At 63.3% G+C, this 20,608-nt stretch carries 18 protein-coding genes and 1 tRNA gene; 11 read left to right on the plus strand and 8 right to left on the minus strand.

The features are described from left to right. Positions 1-120: 120 nt before the first annotated feature. The 4 genes from IVA98_RS26425 to IVA98_RS26440 all read right to left on the minus strand — a co-directional run bounded on the left by IVA98_RS26425 (position 121) and on the right by IVA98_RS26440 (position 4,194). Positions 121-660, minus strand: coding sequence for a terminase small subunit (locus IVA98_RS26425; RefSeq protein ID WP_247355768.1), 540 nt, complete (start codon positions 658-660; stop codon positions 121-123). Positions 661-1,656: 996 nt separating this feature from the next. Beyond that, the gene (locus IVA98_RS26430) at positions 1,657-3,393 is read right to left on the minus strand and encodes a virulence-associated E family protein (protein WP_247355780.1); all 1,737 of its coding nucleotides are present in this window, start codon (positions 3,391-3,393) and stop codon (positions 1,657-1,659) included. 6 nt (positions 3,394-3,399) lie between these two features. Further along, the gene (locus IVA98_RS26435) at positions 3,400-3,855 is read right to left on the minus strand and encodes a hypothetical protein (RefSeq protein ID WP_247355769.1); all 456 of its coding nucleotides are present in this window, start codon (positions 3,853-3,855) and stop codon (positions 3,400-3,402) included. Positions 3,856-3,984: 129 nt separating this feature from the next. Further along, positions 3,985-4,194, minus strand: a complete 210-nt coding sequence (locus IVA98_RS26440; protein WP_247355770.1) for a helix-turn-helix transcriptional regulator — start codon at positions 4,192-4,194, stop codon at positions 3,985-3,987. A gap of 400 nt (positions 4,195-4,594) precedes the next feature. Here IVA98_RS26440 and IVA98_RS26445 point away from each other — a divergent pair, with 400 nt between their 5' ends. Continuing rightward, complete coding sequence (locus IVA98_RS26445; RefSeq protein ID WP_247355771.1) at positions 4,595-5,878, plus strand: site-specific integrase; 1,284 nt, start codon at positions 4,595-4,597, stop codon at positions 5,876-5,878. 7 nt (positions 5,879-5,885) lie between these two features. On the opposite strand, the gene IVA98_RS26450 is transcribed toward IVA98_RS26445, so the two are convergent. Beyond that, a tRNA-Gln gene (locus IVA98_RS26450) sits at positions 5,886-5,960 on the minus strand. A 271-nt stretch (positions 5,961-6,231) separates the two neighbouring features. On the opposite strand from IVA98_RS26450, the gene IVA98_RS26455 reads away from it, so the two are divergent. The 9 genes from IVA98_RS26455 to IVA98_RS26495 all read left to right on the plus strand — a co-directional run bounded on the left by IVA98_RS26455 (position 6,232) and on the right by IVA98_RS26495 (position 17,877). Next, positions 6,232-8,010, plus strand: a complete 1,779-nt coding sequence (locus IVA98_RS26455; protein ID WP_247303191.1) for an acyl-CoA dehydrogenase family protein — start codon at positions 6,232-6,234, stop codon at positions 8,008-8,010. Positions 8,011-8,554: 544 nt separating this feature from the next. Next, positions 8,555-9,313, plus strand: a complete 759-nt coding sequence (locus IVA98_RS26460) for an enoyl-CoA hydratase-related protein (protein ID WP_247303192.1) — start codon at positions 8,555-8,557, stop codon at positions 9,311-9,313. Positions 9,314-9,574: 261 nt separating this feature from the next. Continuing rightward, on the plus strand, positions 9,575-11,230 hold the full coding sequence (locus IVA98_RS26465; protein ID WP_247303193.1) for a bifunctional metallophosphatase/5'-nucleotidase: 1,656 nt from the start codon (positions 9,575-9,577) through the stop codon (positions 11,228-11,230). A 136-nt stretch (positions 11,231-11,366) separates the two neighbouring features. Further along, positions 11,367-12,296 (plus strand): histone deacetylase family protein, encoded by a 930-nt coding sequence (locus IVA98_RS26470; RefSeq protein ID WP_247303194.1) that lies wholly within the window; start codon positions 11,367-11,369, stop codon positions 12,294-12,296. Between the two features lie 73 nt (positions 12,297-12,369). After that, positions 12,370-12,621, plus strand: coding sequence for an exodeoxyribonuclease VII small subunit (locus tag IVA98_RS26475; protein ID WP_008551229.1), 252 nt, complete (start codon positions 12,370-12,372; stop codon positions 12,619-12,621). A 590-nt stretch (positions 12,622-13,211) separates the two neighbouring features. Beyond that, complete coding sequence (dxs, locus tag IVA98_RS26480) at positions 13,212-15,140, plus strand: 1-deoxy-D-xylulose-5-phosphate synthase (protein ID WP_247279195.1); 1,929 nt, start codon at positions 13,212-13,214, stop codon at positions 15,138-15,140. Positions 15,141-15,319: 179 nt separating this feature from the next. Beyond that, the gene (locus IVA98_RS26485; RefSeq protein ID WP_247303195.1) at positions 15,320-15,874 is read left to right on the plus strand and encodes a nucleoside 2-deoxyribosyltransferase; all 555 of its coding nucleotides are present in this window, start codon (positions 15,320-15,322) and stop codon (positions 15,872-15,874) included. 28 nt (positions 15,875-15,902) lie between these two features. Further along, positions 15,903-16,637 (plus strand): TlyA family RNA methyltransferase, encoded by a 735-nt coding sequence (locus IVA98_RS26490; RefSeq protein WP_247303196.1) that lies wholly within the window; start codon positions 15,903-15,905, stop codon positions 16,635-16,637. After that, positions 16,630-17,877, plus strand: coding sequence for a class I SAM-dependent RNA methyltransferase (locus IVA98_RS26495; protein WP_247303198.1), 1,248 nt, complete (start codon positions 16,630-16,632; stop codon positions 17,875-17,877). The genes IVA98_RS26490 and IVA98_RS26495 overlap by 8 nt, the downstream gene beginning before the upstream one ends. A 93-nt stretch (positions 17,878-17,970) precedes the next feature. Here IVA98_RS26495 and IVA98_RS26500 read toward each other — a convergent pair whose 3' ends face one another. Next, complete coding sequence (locus IVA98_RS26500) at positions 17,971-18,570, minus strand: hypothetical protein (protein ID WP_247303200.1); 600 nt, start codon at positions 18,568-18,570, stop codon at positions 17,971-17,973. A gap of 108 nt (positions 18,571-18,678) precedes the next feature. Here IVA98_RS26500 and IVA98_RS26505 point away from each other — a divergent pair, with 108 nt between their 5' ends. Then, entirely contained in the window at positions 18,679-18,846 is a 168-nt protein-coding gene (locus tag IVA98_RS26505) for a nucleotidyltransferase domain-containing protein (RefSeq protein ID WP_247303202.1), read from the plus strand. Between the two features lie 42 nt (positions 18,847-18,888). On the opposite strand, the gene IVA98_RS26510 is transcribed toward IVA98_RS26505, so the two are convergent. Together IVA98_RS26510 and IVA98_RS26515 are read right to left on the minus strand one after the other, a co-directional pair. Beyond that, entirely contained in the window at positions 18,889-19,524 is a 636-nt protein-coding gene (locus IVA98_RS26510; RefSeq protein ID WP_247303204.1) for a hypothetical protein, read from the minus strand. A gap of 179 nt (positions 19,525-19,703) precedes the next feature. Then, a complete protein-coding gene (locus tag IVA98_RS26515; RefSeq protein WP_247303206.1) occupies positions 19,704-20,567 on the minus strand; it encodes a DUF1194 domain-containing protein in 864 nt (287 codons plus the stop codon). Positions 20,568-20,608 lie beyond the last annotated feature (41 nt).

Raw genomic sequence — 20,608 nt, forward strand, 5'->3', positions numbered from 1 at the left:
ATAGCTCTCTGATAACGGCTCGTTCAATCTGCTGCCGTCAATACAATAAGTCCGAGCATCTTTCTAAGACTGCAAAGTTCGGCGGTTTCCCCTAGGGAGCGTCAAGCCTCTCAAATCACGTTAGCCATCGCTTCCGTTACGCAGTTTCGCGCGGGCGATCCGATCCGCCAGCCCTTCGACGCCGCTCATCACAACCTGATCCTGGAACGCATTCACGCGCACATGTCTACCGATCAGCTCCAATCGGCGCAGGCGATCACTGAGCTTGATCTTCTTGAGGTGGCCGACCTGCCTGCGATCCTCGCCCGACCCTTCGTACAAAGCGTCGATCTCGACACCCGCAACGAGCCCTTGCCGCCAAATCTCTGGCCATTCGTCTATCGGCCTGAGATCGCCGTTGTCGTCGTAGAGGTCTGCAAGGTCAGCCTCGACTTCATCGGCGAGACGACGGAGCACCCAGTCAGCATCGACCTCTGTCCGCTCAGATCGCGCGGGCTTGGCCTCGTCAATCGCGTCGCTGATCTCCTGACGGGCCAACATCTGCGAACCCTGCTCCTGCGCACTGCGCTTGCTGTAGCCAGCACGTATCGCCGCCTTGGTGGCGTTCAAATCCAGCAGGTATTCCTGGACGAAGCATTGCTGTTTCGCGGTCAGAGCCATGCGAGAGACGTGGCATGCAGATGGTTGCCGCGACCACTCAGGCATAAGTTTTCATGAGGATGTACGTGGAGAGGCCGCCAACCGTACAGCGGCCTCTCTTAGTCAAATATTGAAGTCGTGACGAGACGGAGCAAACACGTCGAAATCATTAATCCTGCTTCGCCGGGACGAAGGCGCGCGCGAAGATTGGGGAATTCGACGGTCATCATCTGTCCTCTCTTGGTCTCGCCCCTTTTCAGCGTCCTTCCTATCCTTCTCGACCATGTTGAATTCCTTCCGATCTGCCGTGAATTCGGCAGTTCGACGACTCTGTCACAAATGAGACGGCGTTAAATGAAGGCAAAACTGCGTACGCGGAACCTCCGCATGGCAAGCGCTGCAACCGGTTCAACCCGTTTTTACTAAGACTTGCCTTAGGCGAGGTGTAGCGGCGCACAATGGGCGAGTAAGGGGGATTAAGCCACTTCAATGAAATAACCGGTTGCAGTGGTTGCACCGATTACAAGCATGAATTCGCAATCGGTTTTTGTCACCGGTTCGCGAGGCAACCGGTTACACCGGATGCATCGCAACCGGTTCGTCGGGTTCGGCGAAGGATCTGCAACCGGTTCATAAAGTCGAACCGGTTGCGGTTGATAACGCAAATCGAGAACTACATTTTTGTTGGAGCGAGCGGAGACGGGGTGGCAATCGGCCCCTCTCCGGTCCATATTCCGGCGATGGTACAGACTTGGAAAACCGGTCCCGGTGAGGATTTCACCTGCCCACATTGCGGGGCAGTTTATGCGGTCACAGTTCGACGATTCCCAGCGCGTGACCACGATAGGGCCACCTGTGAAGATTGCGGTAAGGTAATGGCCGAGTGGAACGACACCGCGTCGCCAACCTTCCACCTGAAAACCCACGGGGGCAAAGGAACTAGCACCTAGCTGCCCGAGAAACCGGCATGGGCTTGTCCTGCCGGTTCACGTCAGCCGCGCAGATCGAAGGCATCGGCTACCAGTTCACCGCTGGCGCGGCTGATGGATCGCCTGGTGACCACCATTCTGCTTCGTGAAGATCGCCACGGACGTATGCCTTTACGGTTTTGCCGAGCAAGTCGCGAATTCCGCCATCCTTGCGTTCGAAACCGAGCCCCGCCATTGCCGCCTTTATGTGAGAGTGGTGCACCTTCGTCAGCTTGTTGATGCTCTCGGGACTATCGAAGCCAACGAGCTTCCACACATCGACAACCCTGATCTTGAGCGGCCCCTCCGGGATACGACTTCCAAGAATTTCAAGCCACGGCCCAAAATCCGACGCCTCGCGGGTGATCTTTGCTGCCGCCGATTTCAGGTCGACCTCCAGCCACAGATTTTCGTTCGGTTCGGCCGCAACGGCCTCGGCCCAAAGCTGATCGCGGATTTCCGCGAGGCCGGCAGGGTCAGCTTTGGTGGATCTTACAATCCAGAAGCGGCGGTTTCCAGTCAGATCGGAAAGGTAATGGCTTTCGTTGGTTGTGCCGAAAAGAACGAACTGCCGATCCCGCGTGACCGCATAGCGGCCGTATGCCAGCCTTGAGCGATCCCGCGTTGTGGTGATGAACGACTTGACGCGGTTCGTATCGCGCCTGCCCATGCCGTCAAGCTCGGGCATCTCGACGATCCAGGAACCTGACGTTTTCTCGATCGTCACCTTAGCATCAGCGCCAACCTCCAACTGATCGGTGAACCAGTTCTCGTCACGGCACAAAGCTCGGACAAGGGAAGACTTGCCAAGGTCCTGCGCACCTTCAAGCACAAGCATGGCGTCGAACTTTGCGCCGGGCTGCATGACGCGACGGACAGCCGCAGAGAGAATTTTCCGGCCGAAAGCCCGATTGAGCGGCGTATCCTCAGCTCCCGCATACTTCATTAGCCATTCGTCTAGGCGCTCTACACCATCCCAGCGGAGGCCGGCGAGATAGTCGCGAACCGGGTGATAGGACCGCCGCTCGCCAATCAGGGCCACGGCGTCTGCGATCTTGTCTTTCGCCGGTTCCTTGCCGTTGGCGGCATAAGCGACCGTGAACCGGATTTCTGCGAGCCGCTCATCCGTCATCGGCACGATGCCGCCCGCGAGGTGGATTTCAAGCTCTCCAGATAGGCGGTTCAATTTCACGAGCCACCCGCGATCCTCAAGCCACGCCTCGATCTCGACGTCAAACCGCTCCACGCCGAGTATCTGGCCGACGCGCTCGTTCGAGCGATCGACGCGTTTAAACTCGGTCACCTCAGCAACACGAGCGGGCTTCGCCGCCATAGGACGCTCAAGGGGACCGGCTGGAGCGATGGCCTCGTCGGCGGGCTCCGCTGGCGGCGGCGCAGGCGGCGACCAGGGACGCACGGTCTCCCGCATGAAGGTATCGAGCCGCGCCTTGTCCCAGCCACTGCGGATCGCGTCCGCGACGCTCGGGAGGCTGGTCTCATTTGTCGCGGCCAAGAAGCGCACGGTGCATTTGAGCCCGGTAAGAACGCTCGCGATCTGATCTGCTGACTGATCAGCCCCAGGCCAGATCACGACGTTGCGTCCCGCGAGCGGCGTCCAATCGGTATGCTGGACGCCTTGCGTGCCGCCCGCCCAAGACACCACCGTCCTGCCCGTCTCGCCGGCGAGCGCGTCGCGGCACTTCTCGCCCTCGACGACGATCACCTGCCGGGCATCGCCGAGTGTCTGCAACCCGTAGAGCGGGAGGACTTCAACAGGGGCATTCATCTTCAATCATCGCCTGCCCAGAAGCCGCCTGAAGTTCCTGCGGCGCGCCGCAAGCTCTCGGTGAAGCGCGTCGTAACGGCTGTGGACTTCCCCTTGCAGGCCAAGACGTTGCACCACGCCGATCAAGCGTTGTTGCGTTTCCTCAGTGTCACAGGGGTGATCGAAGCTACCATAGAGAAAACGCGACCTTTTGAGCGAGAAGATTGGCGGATGCTCGAAATCGATCATCGGCAGGATGGCAACCGCGCCGTCTGGCTGCTTACGACACAACGGATAGAGCCGACCGTCGAAAATCAGCAACGAACCGCCCGGTTCGGTGACCCAGCCCTTTGGGAAGAATACCCAGTTCTGTACTCGGTGCAGTCGTCTCGCCTTGTCTGCAATGCGCGGATCGATGGCATCGAATGGATCAAGACCAATATCGGCGACGAGCCAATCTGTCGGAGGAACGTGAGCGTTCATGTTGTGCCCTTACATCTTGTAAGAGCGGGACCATTGTTGTAGAGATGCAACTGTCACATCACAATCTAAACGCGGTGCCGCCCCGGAGAGAAATCTTCGGGGCATTTTCTTTGCCCCGAGCGTGACGGATTAGGCGGCAATTTGGCGTGCAGCTTTCGCGCGCTGCATCAAGCCCAAAATCTCGGATTTCGGCCAGCGCGACAACTTGCCGAGCTTGATCGGTTTTGGCGCGCGCCCACCGGCGATCCAGCGCCAGAACGTCGTAACTGACACCCCGAGCAAGCTTGCGCAATCTGAGGCCGTGAGCATCGGGTCACTAGTTTCATCGACCATTTTCATGGGCTCCGCTGTTTCAATGGGACACATCGAACCACACGAATGGTTGCCGGCATGAATCGCAAGGATGCCCGCCCAGCTTTTTTTGCGTGCCCGGTGGGCGGGGGCGGTTCATGCCGGCAACTGTTGGTGTGATTCAGTGGGACACATCGAAACGAACGGATGCACCGCCGATGTCCCGCACCCGACCAGCCGCCATCCCGCCAGGATCATGGCCGCGCCGCATGGCCGCGGCGTTCGCAGCCGGCTATTGCGGCGAGTCCACGATAGAGGCATTCTTGCAGCGGGTTGGGAAGGAATACCCCCAGCCACGCGTGCTGGAGGGGCGGCGGAAACTATGGCTGAGGGACGATCTGGACGCGGCGATAGCCCCGGGCGTGCCAGGCGACATCGCAGAGGATTTGTGACGTTGCAGCTTCCTCGCCATGTCCGGATTAAGAGGCTGAAATCTGGCGCGACGTCGTTTTATTACGAGGTCCCGACCAAGTATCGGAACATGAAATCTCCTGTTCCGAGTGAGCCGCTAGGTTCTGATTTTGCGATCGCATGCCAGAAAGCTGACACCCTCAATAGGCTGTTCGATGAATGGGATCAGCAGCGCAAGGGCCAGCCGATCGATACGCCGGCAGCGCCGAAGATCGGCACCGTCGATTGGCTGTTCCGCGAGTACAAGCAGAGCTTGGCGTACACCAAGAAGGTCGCCGTTCGATCGCGACGGGACTACGAATGGGCCATGACCCTCCTGTGCGACACGCTGACGAAGAGCGGCGACAGAGTTGGGTCTAGGCCGACTAGAACCATCACACCGCGCGGCGCGGACAAACTCTACCAGAAGATCGTCCTAGGCCCGAATGGGCGTCGCGACCGCACGGCCGAGAAGGTCGTAAAGCTATGCCGGAAGGCGTGGCGGGTCGTTCATCGGTTATTCCCCGACGAATTCGCAAAAGATGTGCCTAACCCCTGGTTGGGCGTCACCCTCGAAAGCCGTGTTAAGAAGACAAAACCGGCAGTTACACGTGACGAGGTCTACGACTTTGCTCAAGGCTGCATCGCTGCTGGTGAGCCTGAGGTCGCGGGCGTCGCGGTGATTTGCTTTGAGTGGCTACAGCGTCCCGAAAACGTCATCGCCGGCCACATCAAGTGGAGCGACTATCGCGCACCGAGCGCGCCGACGATCATCCGCGTAGCTCATCACAAGACAGGCACGGTGGCCCCCCACCCGCTCGAAGAAGTGCTGCCGGACGGCACCGTGGTCAAGTTCTACGGTGATGCTGAGGAAGTGCTGGCAGCAGTGCCGCGACGCGGCGTGTCGATGATCCTGCGCGAGGTCTCAAAGGGTGTCGCTAAGCCGTTTGCCTTCCCAACGATGCAGCACAAGGTTCAGCGCATGCGCAAGAAGCTGGGCCTTCCCGCTCACTTCACGTTGGACGCGTGCCGGCATGGTGGCATGACCGAATTGGAGGAGGCGGAGTTGACAGACGGTCAGGGCCGCGCGCTCTCGACGCACAAGACCCAGCAGTCTTACGAAGGCTACGCGAAGCGCACAGCAAAACGCATGCTGTCCGCGACGCGAAAGCGCCACGCGCACCGGTTGGCAGGGCAGAACGAACCGGGGGATTCCGTTCGGAATGAGGCGTCGGAAAGCGTTCGGAACGACACCCCCGAACAAAAGAAGATTTCGACGTAATATCAACTGGCTGGGGCGGGAGGGATCGAACCTCCGAATGGCGGAATCAAAATCCGCTGCCTTACCGCTTGGCTACGCCCCAACTGGCGACCGGGGGCCGGCGGAAGAACTGGCTACCGCAGATTCCCTCGGGTCGCAGCCGGTCTATAGGGAGCGGGGCGGCATTTCAACCGCCTGGAGGGGCAAAATACCGCGGCCTGGGAAGACCGGCCGAAGCATCCGTGTCTCGCTCTACTCTATTAAGAGGCCCGACAACCGCCGGGTCCCGCCAGCCAGCGCCATCCCTCCCGGCCATTGAGACCGCCCCCGTTTCATGGGAATACGGCACCAATATTTGTCCACGGGAGTGAGCCATGACCTACCGCGCGCCGATCTCTGACATGCTGCTGTCGCTCAACCACGGCGCGGGCCTCAAGGCCGCCGTGGCGGCCGGCCATTACGGCGATTTCGACGCCGACATTGTCGCGGCCGTGCTGGAGGAAGCGGGGAAGTTCGCGTCCGACGTGCTGGCGCCGCTCAACCGCGTCGGCGACGAGCACGGCATCAAGCTGAGCGAGGGCAAGGTCACGACCGCGCCGGGCTGGCCGGATGCCTACAAGCGTTGGACCGAGGGCGGCTGGAACGCCGTCTCGGGCCCGGAAGGCTTTGGCGGCCAGGGCCTGCCACTCGCGATCAACGCCGCCTGCACCGAGATCTGGAGCGCCGCCAATATCGCCTTCGGCCTCTGCCCGCTGCTGACGGCCTCCGCGATCGAGGCGCTGGAGGCGCATGGCAGCGACGAGCTGAAAAAGATCTATCTCGAGAAGCTCGTCTCCGGCGAATGGACCGGCACGATGCAGCTCACCGAGCCGCAGGCCGGCTCCGACGTTGGCGCGCTGCGCACCCGCGCCGAGCGGCAGGCCGACGGCACCTATCGCATCAAGGGGACGAAGATCTTCATCACCTATGGCGAGCACGACATGACCGACAACATCGTGCATTTCGTGCTCGCGCGCCTGCCTGACGCGCCCGCCGGCACCAAGGGAATCTCGCTGTTCCTCGTGCCGAAGTTCATGGTCAACGAAGACGGCTCGCTGGGGCAGCGCAACGACATCTATGCGAGCGGCGTCGAGCACAAGCTCGGCATCCATGCTTCGCCGACCTGCACCATGACCATGGGCGATCACGGCGGGGCGATCGGTTTCCTGATCGGCGAAGAGAACCAGGGCATGCGCTGCATGTTCACGATGATGAACCAGGCCCGCCTCGGCGTCGGCCTGGAGGGCGTCGGGCTCGCCGATCGCGCCTACCAGCAGGCGCTGTCCTACGCCCAGGAGCGCAAGCAGGGCCGCGCGGTCGGCAACAAGGGCGACGGCGCGGATGCGATCTTCGTCCATCCCGACGTCAAGCGCATGCTGATGCGAATGCGGGCGCAGACCGCCGCCGCGCGCACCATCTGCTATGCGACCGCGGTCGCCATCGACGTGTCCAACCGCGCCAAGGACGCGAAGGTGCGGGCCGATGCGGCCGCACGCGCGGCGCTGCTGACGCCGATCGCCAAGGGTTATTCCACCGACATCGGCAACGAGGTCGCCTATCTCGGCGTGCAGGTTCATGGCGGCATGGGCTTCATCGAGGAGACCGGCGCTGCGCAGCATTATCGCGATTCCCGCATCACCGCGATCTACGAAGGCACCAACGGCATCCAGGCGATCGACCTCGTCATGCGCAAGCTCGCGGCCAATGGCGGCGCCTCGGTATGGACGCTGCTCGACGAGCTCTCGGCCACCGTCAGCCAGGTCGAGGCCTCCAACGATCCCAGCTTCGGCACCACGGGCACCAAGCTGCGCGAGGCGCTGGAGGCGCTGACGCGCACCAGCAAATGGCTTTTGGAGCGGGCTGCGTCCGCACCGAACGAGGCGCTTGCGGGAGCTACGCCCTATTTGCAGCAGTTCGGCGCCACGCTCGGCGGCTGCATGCTGGCCTCCGAAGCGCTCGCCGCCAAGGCCGACGGCATCACGGACGCCGCCCGCTACGTCTCGCTCGCCCGCTTCTTCGCAGAGAACATCACCGTGCAGGCGCCTTCGCTCGAGCGCACGGTGACGGAGAGCGCGGAATCGGTTGCGGCGGCGGATGCGGTGCTGCTGGGGTAGAAGGCGGCGGCTGCTGCCTGCCCCACAACCAATCTGTCCCGGCCTTCGTCGGGACGACACCGCGTTTTTGACGAGGGCCTTCCCTTGGCTCGCGAGTGGCTCGGCGCGACCGCATCGCCACCGGATGGACGTCCGGTCGGCCGATGCCAGCGAGGTCCCGGCGGGCCGACCGATGAACGTCACGACCACCGGCAACACCAGCCGCATCATCGCGAGCGTGACCGCCAGCATCGCGGAACGGAAGCCGATGCTGCCGGTCAGCGACAGCAGCTGCGGCAATCATTGATCGAGCAATCAATCAAAGGAAACGGCACCAGGCCCGATCATGCCCCACAACCAGCAGTTCTTCAAATGAAACATTGTATCCCAATGTTGTAACGCGCGACAGCGCGTAACGAGCGATGCGGCGCGCGGCCTGTGCTGACGACACAAGATCGGTATCGAAAAGCTTGAGCAGCGCATTGGCAGGCCTGCAAGATGATGTAGGCTGACCCTTCGTGAGACACGCCGAAGGCAAGCGCCGCGGCGACCGCAGGGGGCTCTCATGCCGAATGGCAATATCGTCGTCACCGAAGAGCGTGGAACGCGCGTAATCACCCTGCGTCGTCCGAGCAAGAAGAACGCGATCACGCAGCACATGTATCAGGAGATGAGCCGCGCGATCGACACCGCGCAGAACAACCCTGATATCCGCTGCATGATCATCACCGGTGGCTCCGGCGTGTTCACCGCCGGCGACGATATCGAGGATTTCCTGAAGGCCGACGCCTCGCACCCCGAAATGCTGTCGAACGGGGCCAAGTTTCTCTATTCGCTCGCCCTCAATGCCAAGCCGATCATCGCGGCCGTCGACGGCGTCTCGATCGGGATCGGCACCGTGATGCTGTTCCACTGCGACTATGTGCTCGCCTCGAACGCTGCGACCTTCTCCGCGCCCTACATCCATCTCGGGCTCGTCCCGGTCGGCGCGGCCAGCCTGCTGGTGCCGAACACGATGGGCTACCAGCGCGCCTTCGCGATGCTGGTGATGGGGCGGACTTTTTCCGCCGCGGAGGCGCATGCCGCAGGTTTCGTCAACACCGTGGTCTCGCCCGGACACACCGAGGTCGAGGCACGCAAGGTGGCGCGCGAGATCTGCCGGCTGCCGGCCGAGGCGGTCGCGACCTCGCGCAGACTGCTGCGCGCCCCGCCGGAGGAGTTGACCCGCCGCATCGACCAGGAAGCCCATTTGTTCGGCGAGCGGCTCAAGTCGGAAGAGGCGATTGCAGCGTTCAATGGGTTTGCGAACAGGAAGAAGCGGTAGGGCGAGCACTCGGCTGTCACCCTGACCCTGGAGGAGGGTCGCTCGCGCGAAGCGCGGGGCAGGGTGAGCCGCACGAAGACTCTCGCCGGGATACGAACCTCGCCAACACCTCCTCACGGGATGGTCTGTCGCCCCGCCCCGGTTCGCATTTCATGCGAGCCGACCCGCTCCCTCAAGGGGCGGGCGGGAGCGTGCGGCAGGCGCGGTGCTTCAACAAAAGAGTTTCGTGAAATCTTTGTGCGGACCGACTAATCTTGTTCCATGCGATACCCATCCATCCTTGCCGCCCTCGCTCTCGCCAGCACCCTCCCCGCCTCAGCCGAGACCGCAGCCCCGGTCGAGCTGCGCATCCTCGCGATCAACGATTTCCACGGCAATCTGCGGCCTTCGCCAGGGGGCATTCGCATCAATGATCCCGAGGACAAGGCCAGGAAGGTGATGGTGGCGGCCGGCGGCGCCGAATACATGGCGACGCTGGTGAAGCAGCTGCGCGAAGGACACAGGAACACGATCTTCGTCGCCGCAGGCGATCTGATCGGCGCGAGCCCGTTCCTGTCGGCGATGTTTCACGACGAGCCTTCAATCGAGTCGCTCTCGAAGATGGGTCTTGCGATCAGTTCGATCGGCAATCACGAATTCGACGAGGGCAAGGCCGAGCTCTTGCGGATGCAGAACGGCGGCTGCCATCCGGTCGACGGCTGCCAGGGGCCGCATCCCTTCACGGGCGCCAAATTCCACTATCTCGCGGCCTCGACCATCGAGACCGCCACCGGCAACAGCGTGCTGCCGCCGTACGAGATCAGGGAGTTCGACGGCGTTCCCGTCGGCTTCATCGGACTGACGCTGAAGGGCACCGCCGGCATCGTCTCGCCCGCCGGCATCGCCGGTCTCGAATTTCGCGACGAAGCCGAGACAGTCAATGCGCTCGTGCCGCAATTGAAGGCGCGTGGGGTGGAAGCGATCGTCGTGCTGATCCACGAAGGCGGCGAGCCCACCGGCGACTACAACGAATGTCCCGGCATCTCGGGTCCGATCGTCGACATCGTGAAGAAATTCGACCGGGCCGTCGACATCGTCGTCAGCGGCCACACCCACCGCGCCTATGTCTGCGATATCGATGGACGCCTCGTCACCAGCGGCGACAAATACGGCACGCTGGTCACCGCGATCGATCTCAAGCTCGATCCCGCAAGCCGCGACATCGTCAGCGCCAGGGCCGAGAACGTCGTCGTCGCCAATGCCTCGCTTGCGAAAGATCCGGATCAGACCGCGCTGATCGAGGCCTACGACAAGCTGTCGGCGCCAATCGCCAACCGGCCGGCCGGATCGGTGACCCAGACGCTGTCGCGCATTCCGAACGAGGCCGGCGAAAGCGCGCTCGGCGACGTCATTGCCGATGCGCAATTGCTTGCAACCCGCGATGCCAAGGACGGCGGCGCCGTGATCGCGCTCACCAATCCCGGCGGCATCCGCACCGACATCGTTCCCAAGGAGAATGGCGCGATCACGTTCGGCGATGTCTTCGCCAGCCAACCGTTTCGCAACCGCCTCGTCACCATGACGCTCACGGGCCGCCTGCTCAAGGACTTGCTCGAGCAGCAATGGTTGGACCCGAAGCGGCCACGGATCCTCCAGGTGTCGAACGGGTTCAGCTATGCCTGGGATGCGGCGAAGCCATTAGGCGAGCGCGTGATCACCGACAGGATGAGTCTCGGCGGCAGGCCGATCGAACCTGGAAGCGGCTACCGCGTCACCCTCAACGATTACCTCGCCGTCGGCGGCGACGGCTTTACCGTCGCCAAACAGGGCACCGCGCCACAATATGGCGGTTACGACGCGGACGCGCTGTTCGCGTTCTTCCGAGCGCATGGGCCGATTGGACCGCTGCCGCCTACCCGCATCCTGCGCGTGAATTGATCCGGATCGAACGGGACGGCCCGGGACGGCCCATTGCCGTTGCCGCCCAAACGCCTAGATTTGGGTTTTGCATTTGCGTTTTGGCGCCGGATGCGCCAAGCGACGCCAAGAGCCCGCATCCCATGAGGCCGACCTGATGAGCACGCTTCTCCTCTCCCACAAGGCCTGCCTCGACCACGTCACGCCGCCGGGACATCCTGAAAGGCCGGATCGCCTGCGCGCGGTGGAGGAAGCGCTGTCGCACGAGCGTTTCCAGTTTCTGGTGCGCGACCAGGCCCCGGAGGGCGATCTCGATCTGGTCACGCTGTGCCACAACGAGCATTACGTCACCGAGTTGCGCCACATCGCGCCGACCAGCGGCCAAGTCTACATCGACGGCGACACCTCGATGTCGCCGGGCACGTGGGAAGCGGTGATGCGCGGCGTCGGCGGCGCGGTCGCGGCAACCGAAGCCGTGATGACGGGCCAGCATCGCAACGCCTTCGTCGCGGTGCGCCCGCCCGGACATCACGCCGAGATCGGCAAGCCGATGGGCTTCTGCTTCTTCGACAATGTCGCTATCGCGGCGCGCCATGCGCAGCGCAAATACGGCATCAAGCGCGCGGCGATCGTCGATTTCGACGTGCATCACGGCAACGGCACGCAGGACATCTTCTGGTCGGACCCGACCGTGATGTACTGCTCGACGCACCAGATGCCACTGTTCCCGGGTACCGGAGCCAAGAGCGAGCGCGGCGACCACGACACCATCGTCAATGCGCCGCTCGCGTCGGAGGACGGCGGGCCGGAATTCCGTTCCGCGTTCGAGCATTTGATCCTGCCGCAGCTCGAAAAATTCAGCCCCGAGCTGCTCATCATCTCAGCAGGTTTCGACGCGCATTACCGCGACCCGCTCGCCTCGCTGAACCTGCGCGCCGAGGACTATTCCTGGGTGACGCGCAAGCTGATGGACCTCGCCGACAAGACCGCAGGAGGCCGCATTGTTTCGGTGCTCGAGGGCGGCTATGACCTGCAAGGACTGAAAGAATCTGTTACGGCGCATGTCGGTGCCCTGATGGGCGCATGACGCACCCGCCACATTAATCCCGCAAAAGTCTGCTTTTTCTCATGTGAAGCGAACCGGGCAATCGGAAACGGATATGGCCGAAAATACCCAAATCGACGTCTCCAGGCTCACCTTCGAGCGCGCGATCGAGGAACTCGAAACGATCGTGAAGCGGCTCGAAGACGGCAAGGTGCCGCTCGAGGAATCCGTGACGATCTATGAGCGCGGCGAGGCCCTGAAGCGCCGCTGCGAGGATCTACTGCGGCAGGCCGAGGCGCGCGTCGACAAGATCACCACCGATGCCAGCGGCCAGGCCACCGGCACCGCGCCGCTCGACGTCCAATAAGCCAAAGGCTTCCCCACGGTTTCTGACCCGGTCGGCCCTGTAACAGGGCAGGTTGGAGCGTAGCTGCACCTTTCGTGATCGCACCCTCGCCGTTCCACGAACGTGACGGTTCCAACCGGTGCGGCCGGTACCAGATTCCTACCCTGAGAGACCAAAAAGACCCGATTCTGGCCAAAAAAGCCCGCGAAGGACCCGGCAGGCCCGGAACCCTGCGTCACGGGCCGCAGTTAACCACTCCGGCCCGCCGGTTGCACCTGCATACCCCCAATCGGCCCAGCGGGTTGGCTTTGGCCAAAGGTTTGGTGTAAAGCTGCGCGGAGTGTGGCTTTTTGTAAGCCTTGCGTGGGCATCGATTACCGACGACAAGGGCTTCAAACTGCTAAAGAAATGGGCTGAGACGGGCGAAGCCGATCTAAGTGACAGGGATCACAGAGACTGAACCGGAGCGCACTTAAGCTTACCTAAGCTGAAGACGGGGCCTTGCCCCATGCAGGTGGCTCCGACGGTTTGAGGACTCGCGCTGCGCCGATATTGAGCAAACCCATCGCGCACCGGAATGACCTTCCGGCGCTGACAAATTGGAAATCGCCGTGAACGCATACAGTAAAACGCCGCTTCTCGACACCATCCGGACGCCGGAAGACCTGCGCAAGCTGAAGATCGAGCAGGTTCGCCAGGTCGCCGACGAGCTGCGGCAGGAGACCATCGATGCCGTCTCGGTGACCGGGGGTCACTTCGGCGCGGGTCTCGGCGTCGTCGAACTCACGACCGCGATCCATTACGTCTTCGACACGCCGCGCGACCGGCTGATCTGGGACGTCGGCCATCAGGCCTATCCGCACAAGATCCTCACCGGCCGGCGCGACCGCATCCGCACGCTGCGCACCGGCGGCGGCCTGTCCGGCTTCACCAAGCGCAGCGAGAGCGATTACGATCCGTTCGGCGCGGCGCATTCCTCGACCTCGATCTCGGCCGGCCTCGGCATGGCCGTGGCACGCGATCTCTCCGGCGGCAAGAACAACGTGATCGCCGTGATCGGTGATGGCGCGATGTCGGCGGGCATGGCCTACGAGGCCATGAACAATGCCGGTGCGATGAACTCGCGCCTGATCGTCATCCTCAACGACAACGACATGTCGATCGCGCCGCCGGTCGGCGCCATGAGCGCCTATCTGTCGCGCCTCTACTCCGGCAAGACCTATCGCACGCTGCGCGATGCGGCCAAGCAGATCAACAAGCGCCTGCCCAAGATCATCGCCAACCGCGCCAACCGTGTCGAGGAGTACTCCCGCGGCTTCATGATGGATGGCGGCACGCTGTTCGAGGAGCTCGGCTTCTATTACGTCGGCCCGATCGACGGTCACAATCTCGATCACCTTCTGCCCGTGCTGAAGAACGTGCGCGACATGGAGGAGGGACCGATCCTGGTCCACGTGGTGACGCAGAAGGGCAAGGGCTATGGCCCGGCGGAAGCGTCCGCCGACAAGTACCATGCCGTCGTCAAGTTCGACGTCGCGACCGGCACGCAGGCCAAAGCCAAGCCGAACGCGCCGGCCTACCAGAACGTGTTCGGCCAGAGCCTCGTCAAGGAAGCGCAGAAGGACGACAAGATCGTAGCCATCACCGCGGCCATGCCGTCGGGCACCGGCGTCGACATCTTCAACAAGGCGTTCCCCGACCGCACCTTCGACGTCGGCATCGCCGAGCAGCATGCGGTGACGTTCGCCGCCGGTCTTGCGACCGAAGGCTACAAGCCGTTCTGCGCGATCTACTCGACCTTCCTCCAGCGCGGCTACGACCAGATCGTGCATGACGTCGCAATTCAGAGCCTGCCCGTCCGCTTCGCCATCGACCGCGCAGGCCTGGTCGGCGCCGACGGCGCGACCCATGCCGGCTCGTTCGACAACGCCTATCTCGGCTGCCTGCCAAACATGGTGATCATGGCGGCGGCGGACGAGGCCGAGCTCGTGCATATGGTGGCGACGCAGGTCGCGATCGATGACCGTCCGAGCTCGTTGCGCTATCCGCGCGGCGAAGGCCGCGGCATCGAGATGCCCGAAGTCGGCATTCCGCTCGAAATCGGCAAGGGCCGCATGATCCGCCAGGGCAGCAAGATCGCCCTGCTCTCGTTCGGCACGCGCCTCGCCGAATGCGAGAAGGCGGCCGACGAGCTCGCAGCCCACGGCCTGTCGACCTCGATTGCGGATGCGCGCTTCATGAAGCCGCTCGACACCGAGCTGGTGCTCAAGCTCGCCCGCGACCATGAGATCCTGATCACGATCGAAGAAGGCTCGATCGGCGGCTTTGGCTCGCATGTCGCCCAGTTCCTGACCGATCAGGGCGTGCTGGACACCGGCATGGTCAAGTTCCGCTCGATGGTGCTGCCCGACGTGTTCCTGGATCACGACACGCCCGCCGCGATGTACGCCCGCGCCGGTCTCGACGCCAAGGGCATCGTCGCCAAGGTGTTCGAAGCGCTCGGCAAGGACGTCAAGGCCGAGACGGTCAAGCTGGCTTGATGTTCACCTCTCCCGTTTGCGGGAGCGGTCGACGCGAAGCGTCGCGTGAGGGCTCTTTCCTCTCGGGGGTTCTCGATCGAGGAGACACCCTCTCCCCAGTCCTTCCCCGCAAGCGGGGGAGGGAGCAGAGCACGCCCCGCGGCTCGGGTCTCGATCCATGATTTTCGGGCTTTGATCCCATGAAAATCTATCTTGCAGGCCCCGACGTGTTCCTGCCGGACGCGATCGAGATCGGCCGCCGCAAGATCGATATCTGCACGGCTCACGGTCTCACCGGCCTCTATCCGCTCGACAACGCGATCGACCTCACTGCGCCCGACGCTTCGCGGCAGATCTTTTGTGGCAACGAGGCGATGATGAACGAGGCCGATGCCATCATCGCCAATCTCACCCCGTTCCGCGGCGCAGGCGCCGATCCCGGTACCGTCTACGAACTCGGCTACATGGCCGGGCGGCGTAAATTCTGCCTCGCCTATTCCAATGATGGCGCCGCCTATGCCGACCGCGTCGGCCGTTTTATGGAGGTCGCCTCCGAGGATGGACGGCTGGTCGATGCGCAGGGACTGACGGTCGAGGATTTCGGCCTGGTCGACAACCTCATGATGATCCATGCGCTGGAGCGGCATGGCTGCCCGCTGGTGACGCCGGCCGAGATGCCAATCGATGTCTGGCACGATCTCGCCGCGTTCGAGGCTTGCGTCCGGATGGCGGCTGCGCGATTGATCGCTACATAAGCAGCTCAGTCGTGCCCATGAGAGCGTAATGTCCACTCCCCGCAAGCGCGCGGACGTATTGCTGGTCGAGCGCGGCCTGTTCGAAAGCCGGGCGCGGGCGCGCGCGGCGATCGAGGCCGGGCTGGTCACGGCCGATGACAAGCAGGTGACCAAGCCATCGGAGACGATCGCCGAGGACGCGGTGATCCAGGCCGAGCCGGCCCACCCCTATGTTTCCCGCGGCGGCGTCAAGCTCGCTGGCGCGCTCGAGCATTACCCGATTGAAATCGAGGATCATGTCTGCCTCGACGTCGGCGCCTCCACCGGCGGCTTCACCGAGGTGCTGCTGGCGAACGGGGCCAGCCTGGTGTTCGCCATCGACGTCGGCACCAGCCAGTTGCATCCCTCGCTGCGCGATCATCCCAAGATCGTGTCGATGGAGGAGACCGACATCCGGTCCTACGAAGGCAAGCGCCTGCCGGCGCGGCCCGATATCGTCGTCATCGACGTCAGCTTCATTTCGCTCAAGGCGGTGCTGCCGGTGGCGCTGTCGCTGGCAGCGGCGCCCATGAGCCTGCTGGCGCTGATCAAGCCGCAATTCGAGGCCGACCGGAAGCACAACAAGAAAGGCATCATCCGCGACACCGTCGTGCACCGGGAGATCTGTGACGACATCGCAGCGTTCGCGGCCTCGCTCGGCTGCACCGACATCGATGTGTTTCCGTCATCGATCACGGGGGGTGACGGCAACATCGAATTCTTCCTGGGCGCGCGGCGTGGTTGAGCGCCTGACGATCGATCACGTCGGCCATCGCGGCGACGGCGTCTCGCTGGCGACGGGCGAAGCGATCTATGTGCCCTATACGCTTCGAGGCGAGACCGTCGAGGTCGATCACGCCGCAGGCCATCATCCCGATCGCCGCAAGCTGCTCGCGGTGGACGTCGCAAGCCCCGAGCGCATCGAGCCGTTCTGCCCGCATTTCGGCGTCTGCGGCGGCTGCGCCATCCAGCATTGGGCGGCCGAGCCCTATCGCGCCTGGAAGCGCGGCATCGTGGTCGAGACGCTGGCGCAGGCCGGCGTGGATTGCGAAGTGGCGCCGCTGGTCGATGCGCACGGCGCGGGGCGCAGACGCATCACGCTGCACGGCCGGTTCGGCACGCATGACATCCTCAAGGTCGGCTTCTCCGCGGCGAGCTCGCACGACGTCATTCCGATCCATCGCTGCCCCATCCTTGATCCCGCGCTCGCCGGCGCGCTCGATGCCGCCTGGGCGCTCGCCGAGCCGCTGACGTCCAAGATGCCGGTGACGAAACCGCTCGACATCCAGGTCACCGCCACGGCCAACGGCCTCGATATCGACGTGCGCGGCTCCGGCCCGCTGCCGACGCCGCTGGTCACGGCGCTGTCGCGCGTCGCCGATCAGCACCGCTTGGCACGACTGACGCGGCATGGCGAGCTGGTGCTGCAACGCCTGCCGCCGACGGTGAAGATGGGCCGCGCGGAGGTGACGCTGCCGCCGGGCTCGTTCCTGCAGGCGACGGTCGCGGGCGAAGAGACGCTGGCGGCGCTCGTCGCCGAGCGCGTCGGCAAGGCCAAGGAAGTTCTCGACCTCTTCTGCGGCGTCGGCCCGTTTGCGTTGAGGCTCGCCGAGAAGGCCCGCGTCACTGCCTATGACAGCGACGCCGGCGCGATCGCCGCGCTCGCGAAAGCGGCGCGCACGCCCGGCCTGAAGCCAATCAAAGCCGAGCCACGCGACCTGTTCCGCCGTCCCCTGGTCCCGCCGGAGCTGCGCGACTTCGACGCGGTGGTGTTCGACCCGCCGCGCCAGGGCGCGCAGGCCCAGGCGCTGAAGCTCGCCGCTAGCAAGGTGCCTGTCGTGATCGCCGTGTCCTGCAACGTCGCGACCTTTGCCCGCGATGCGCGACTGCTGATCGACGGCGGCTATCGGCTGGAGGCGGTGGTGCCGGTCGACCAGTTCCGGCACACGCCGCATGTGGAGCTGGTGGCGCGGCTTACGCGCTAAAGCGCAATGAGAGCAGGATGAACCGCCGCGCTTTAGGTTTTGTTTTGAGCATGATCTTTTCGGAAAACGGCTTCGCACTTTCCGGATCATGCTCTAGCGCCGCAGGCCGCCCAAAACCGGCGACTCGCCGGGGAGCATCGAGGAGTTGATGTCGCTGTCCATGCGTCCCGATTGCTGCTGGCTGAAACCGGCGCCGAACGACAGGCTGAGGTTGGGGGTCGGCTTGAACTCGACACCCGCGAACGCACCATAACCGGGCGTGGCGGTGGAGGTCAGCGGCGCCAGCGAGCTGCCGATGCCATTGCCGTACTTCAACGTATCGAAACCGGCGAAGAACGTGACAGGCAAACCACCTGCCGCCTTGGTGGTGTAGCCGAACTGCGTGCTGTCATAGGACAGCGCGCTGAAATTGGCGGCCGAACCAGCCTGGTTGAAGCCGCTCAAACCAAAATTGCCGCGCTCGCTGCCGACGAAGAAACCATTCGCATAGCTGGTGCGCCAAGCCGCATCGCCGGCATTGAAGCTCGAGAAGCTGCCGTAAGTATCGGAGTTCTGGTCCGCACCGTTACCAAGGCCGAAAGGCCCGCCGGGTATCCAATATCTCAGCGGCGCAACCTGCGCATGAACAGGTGCGCCGGTCAGGCAGAGCACTGCGAGAGTTGCAAGAGCACATGAATCTGCGACGTTGAACATTCAGATGACCGTCAAGAGTTTTGCAAATTATACTCGCCGGACCTTACCAATGCCAGCGGAGCGATCCGGCCGACGTCACGGCGCGGGCCTTCCGGAGAGTTGCACCTGATGTTCCTCGATCCCTTGCTCACCCGCCTGACCCCCATTCTTGCGGAGGTACCGGGCGTTCAGGCCGTGGTGCTCGGCGGCTCACGCGCGCGGGGCAGCGTGCATCCCTCCTCCGACTACGACATCGGGCTATGCCGAGCTCGCGGCCGCACGCGCAGGAGGGCTTGAGGGCGTTCGTGGAGCGGCCGCCGAAATGGCGAAAGGCAGCTTTCAGGCCGTCTTGTCGATCGAAGACGAGGAGTCCGCCGGCGGATATTTCGTCACCGGCACCATGAAAGATTTTGTGCCGACCTGATAGATGACCTTGCCATTCTGTCCGTCGTCGGTTGCGATCTGCGCCTGCCCGAACATGATGACGTTCTTGTAGACGGTGCCGGTGCCCTGGCGGGTGACGCCGTCGGTGGTGACGCTGACCTGGGCTTCCTTGCCGTTGACCGAGAGCACCTTGAAGCTCGCGCTCTTGCCGTTATCGCTGGAATAGCCGCCCCAGCTTCCCATGAGGCGGCTGTCGGAAGCCGGCGGTTCCTGCTTCTCGAGATTGGCGCTCTGCTTGCCAGCGCCGCCCGCCGAGAACAACAGCACCATGCTCTTACCGTCCTTGGTGCCGACCGTGACCCCGCCGAAGGTGATCAGCGAGCCATTGACCTCGGCAAAGCCCCGCTCGGTATGCCCGTTATGAGTGTACTCGACCTGCGCCCGGGCACCGCGGATGTTCACGACCTTGAAGCTGACAGGCTGGTTGTTGCCGACCCAATTGCCCTTCCATTCACCGAGCAATTTGCTCTGGTGAAAGACCCGCTCATTGGCGGGCGAAATCTGGCTGGTGCTCGAGGCGACGATGGCCATTGGTCTGCTCGGTGGACGGGTTCGACGAACCCCCGCTCTCGATCGCGCCCGACAGCAGGGTCAAAACAGCAATCGGAAACGAACTGAAGCAGTCGAATTAGGGCCATGTGCCGGTTAACGAGCGGTTAAATTCAACCGTCGGGCGGGATGAGGCGAAAGGTCCCAATCGCCGTGCGCCATTAGCGGCCCCAGCGGTCCGACCAGATCTTCTCGCCGATCATGCAATTGACGCGCGGCTCCTTGTCCGCAACCCGCATCACGGGGCGCTCCGGCGTGCGGCCGGCGACCTCCATCAGCAGCTTGGTGCGGATCGCTTCCTTGAACTTGTCGCGGTCCTTGATCGTGATGACGAAAGAGCCGGGACCGCCGATGACGCAGTCCTCGTAGTAGAAGTCGAGATTGTCGATATCCATGGTCGAATAGGATGGCTCCTTGACCATGATTGGCAGACCGTTGATGACGATGCCCTTCTCGAGCGCGGCATCGCGCGCCACCGTGACCGGGCCGCCATTGTTGTTGGGGCCGTCGCCGGAAACGTCGATCACGCGACGCAAGCCCCGGTAGGGATCCTCGTCGAACAGCGGCATCGCGAACGTGATCGCGCCGGAGATCGAGGTGCGCGAGGCGCGCCGGATCGGCGTCTTCATGATCTCGGCGGCGACCGCATCCGCGGTCTCGGGGCCGTCGATCAGCCGCCAGGGGATGATGATCTTCTGGTCGCTGGAAGCGGCCCACTCGAAATAGGTCACGGCGATGCGGCCGTTCGGACCGAGCTTCAGCGCCTGGAGGAATTCCTTCGACTGGATCGCCTGCGCGTAGCCTTCGCGCTGGATCGCGAGCTCGTCCATGTCCATGGAGTAGGACACGTCGACGGCGAGGATCAGTTCGACGTCGACCGTCTGCGCATCCTTGTCGGCAACCGGCCGCTGCGCCTGATTCTCGGGCAGCTCGAATTTTGGTCCTGGCGCCGCGATGCCCGCGACTTCCCCTCCGGCAAGCACGCCGGCCACCAGTACAGCCCCGATCGAGAACAGCAAGCGCATCGCACCAGTCTCCCGTCGTATGACGCGATGGTGACATGCAA

The sequence above is a fragment of the Bradyrhizobium sp. 160 genome (genome assembly GCF_023073735.1).
Taxonomy (GTDB): domain Bacteria; phylum Pseudomonadota; class Alphaproteobacteria; order Rhizobiales; family Xanthobacteraceae; genus Bradyrhizobium.

Excerpts from the sequence above, each read along its gene's own strand:
- IVA98_RS26425 (WP_247355768.1), bottom strand. The coding sequence starts at position 660 with ATGGCTCTGACCGCGAAACAGCAATGCTTCGTCCAGGAATACCTGCTG.
- IVA98_RS26430 (WP_247355780.1), bottom strand. The coding sequence starts at position 3,393 with ATGAATGCCCCTGTTGAAGTCCTCCCGCTCTACGGGTTGCAGACACTC.
- IVA98_RS26435 (WP_247355769.1), bottom strand. The coding sequence starts at position 3,855 with ATGAACGCTCACGTTCCTCCGACAGATTGGCTCGTCGCCGATATTGGT.
- IVA98_RS26440 (WP_247355770.1), bottom strand. The coding sequence starts at position 4,194 with ATGAAAATGGTCGATGAAACTAGTGACCCGATGCTCACGGCCTCAGAT.
- IVA98_RS26455 (WP_247303191.1), top strand. The coding sequence starts at position 6,232 with ATGACCTACCGCGCGCCGATCTCTGACATGCTGCTGTCGCTCAACCAC.
- IVA98_RS26460 (WP_247303192.1), top strand. The coding sequence starts at position 8,555 with ATGCCGAATGGCAATATCGTCGTCACCGAAGAGCGTGGAACGCGCGTA.
- IVA98_RS26465 (WP_247303193.1), top strand. The coding sequence starts at position 9,575 with ATGCGATACCCATCCATCCTTGCCGCCCTCGCTCTCGCCAGCACCCTC.
- IVA98_RS26470 (WP_247303194.1), top strand. The coding sequence starts at position 11,367 with ATGAGCACGCTTCTCCTCTCCCACAAGGCCTGCCTCGACCACGTCACG.
- IVA98_RS26475 (WP_008551229.1), top strand. The coding sequence starts at position 12,370 with ATGGCCGAAAATACCCAAATCGACGTCTCCAGGCTCACCTTCGAGCGC.
- IVA98_RS26485 (WP_247303195.1), top strand. The coding sequence starts at position 15,320 with ATGAAAATCTATCTTGCAGGCCCCGACGTGTTCCTGCCGGACGCGATC.
- IVA98_RS26490 (WP_247303196.1), top strand. The coding sequence starts at position 15,903 with ATGTCCACTCCCCGCAAGCGCGCGGACGTATTGCTGGTCGAGCGCGGC.
- IVA98_RS26500 (WP_247303200.1), bottom strand. The coding sequence starts at position 18,570 with ATGTTCAACGTCGCAGATTCATGTGCTCTTGCAACTCTCGCAGTGCTC.
- IVA98_RS26505 (WP_247303202.1), top strand. The coding sequence starts at position 18,679 with ATGTTCCTCGATCCCTTGCTCACCCGCCTGACCCCCATTCTTGCGGAG.
- IVA98_RS26510 (WP_247303204.1), bottom strand. The coding sequence starts at position 19,524 with ATGGCCATCGTCGCCTCGAGCACCAGCCAGATTTCGCCCGCCAATGAG.
- IVA98_RS26515 (WP_247303206.1), bottom strand. The coding sequence starts at position 20,567 with ATGCGCTTGCTGTTCTCGATCGGGGCTGTACTGGTGGCCGGCGTGCTT.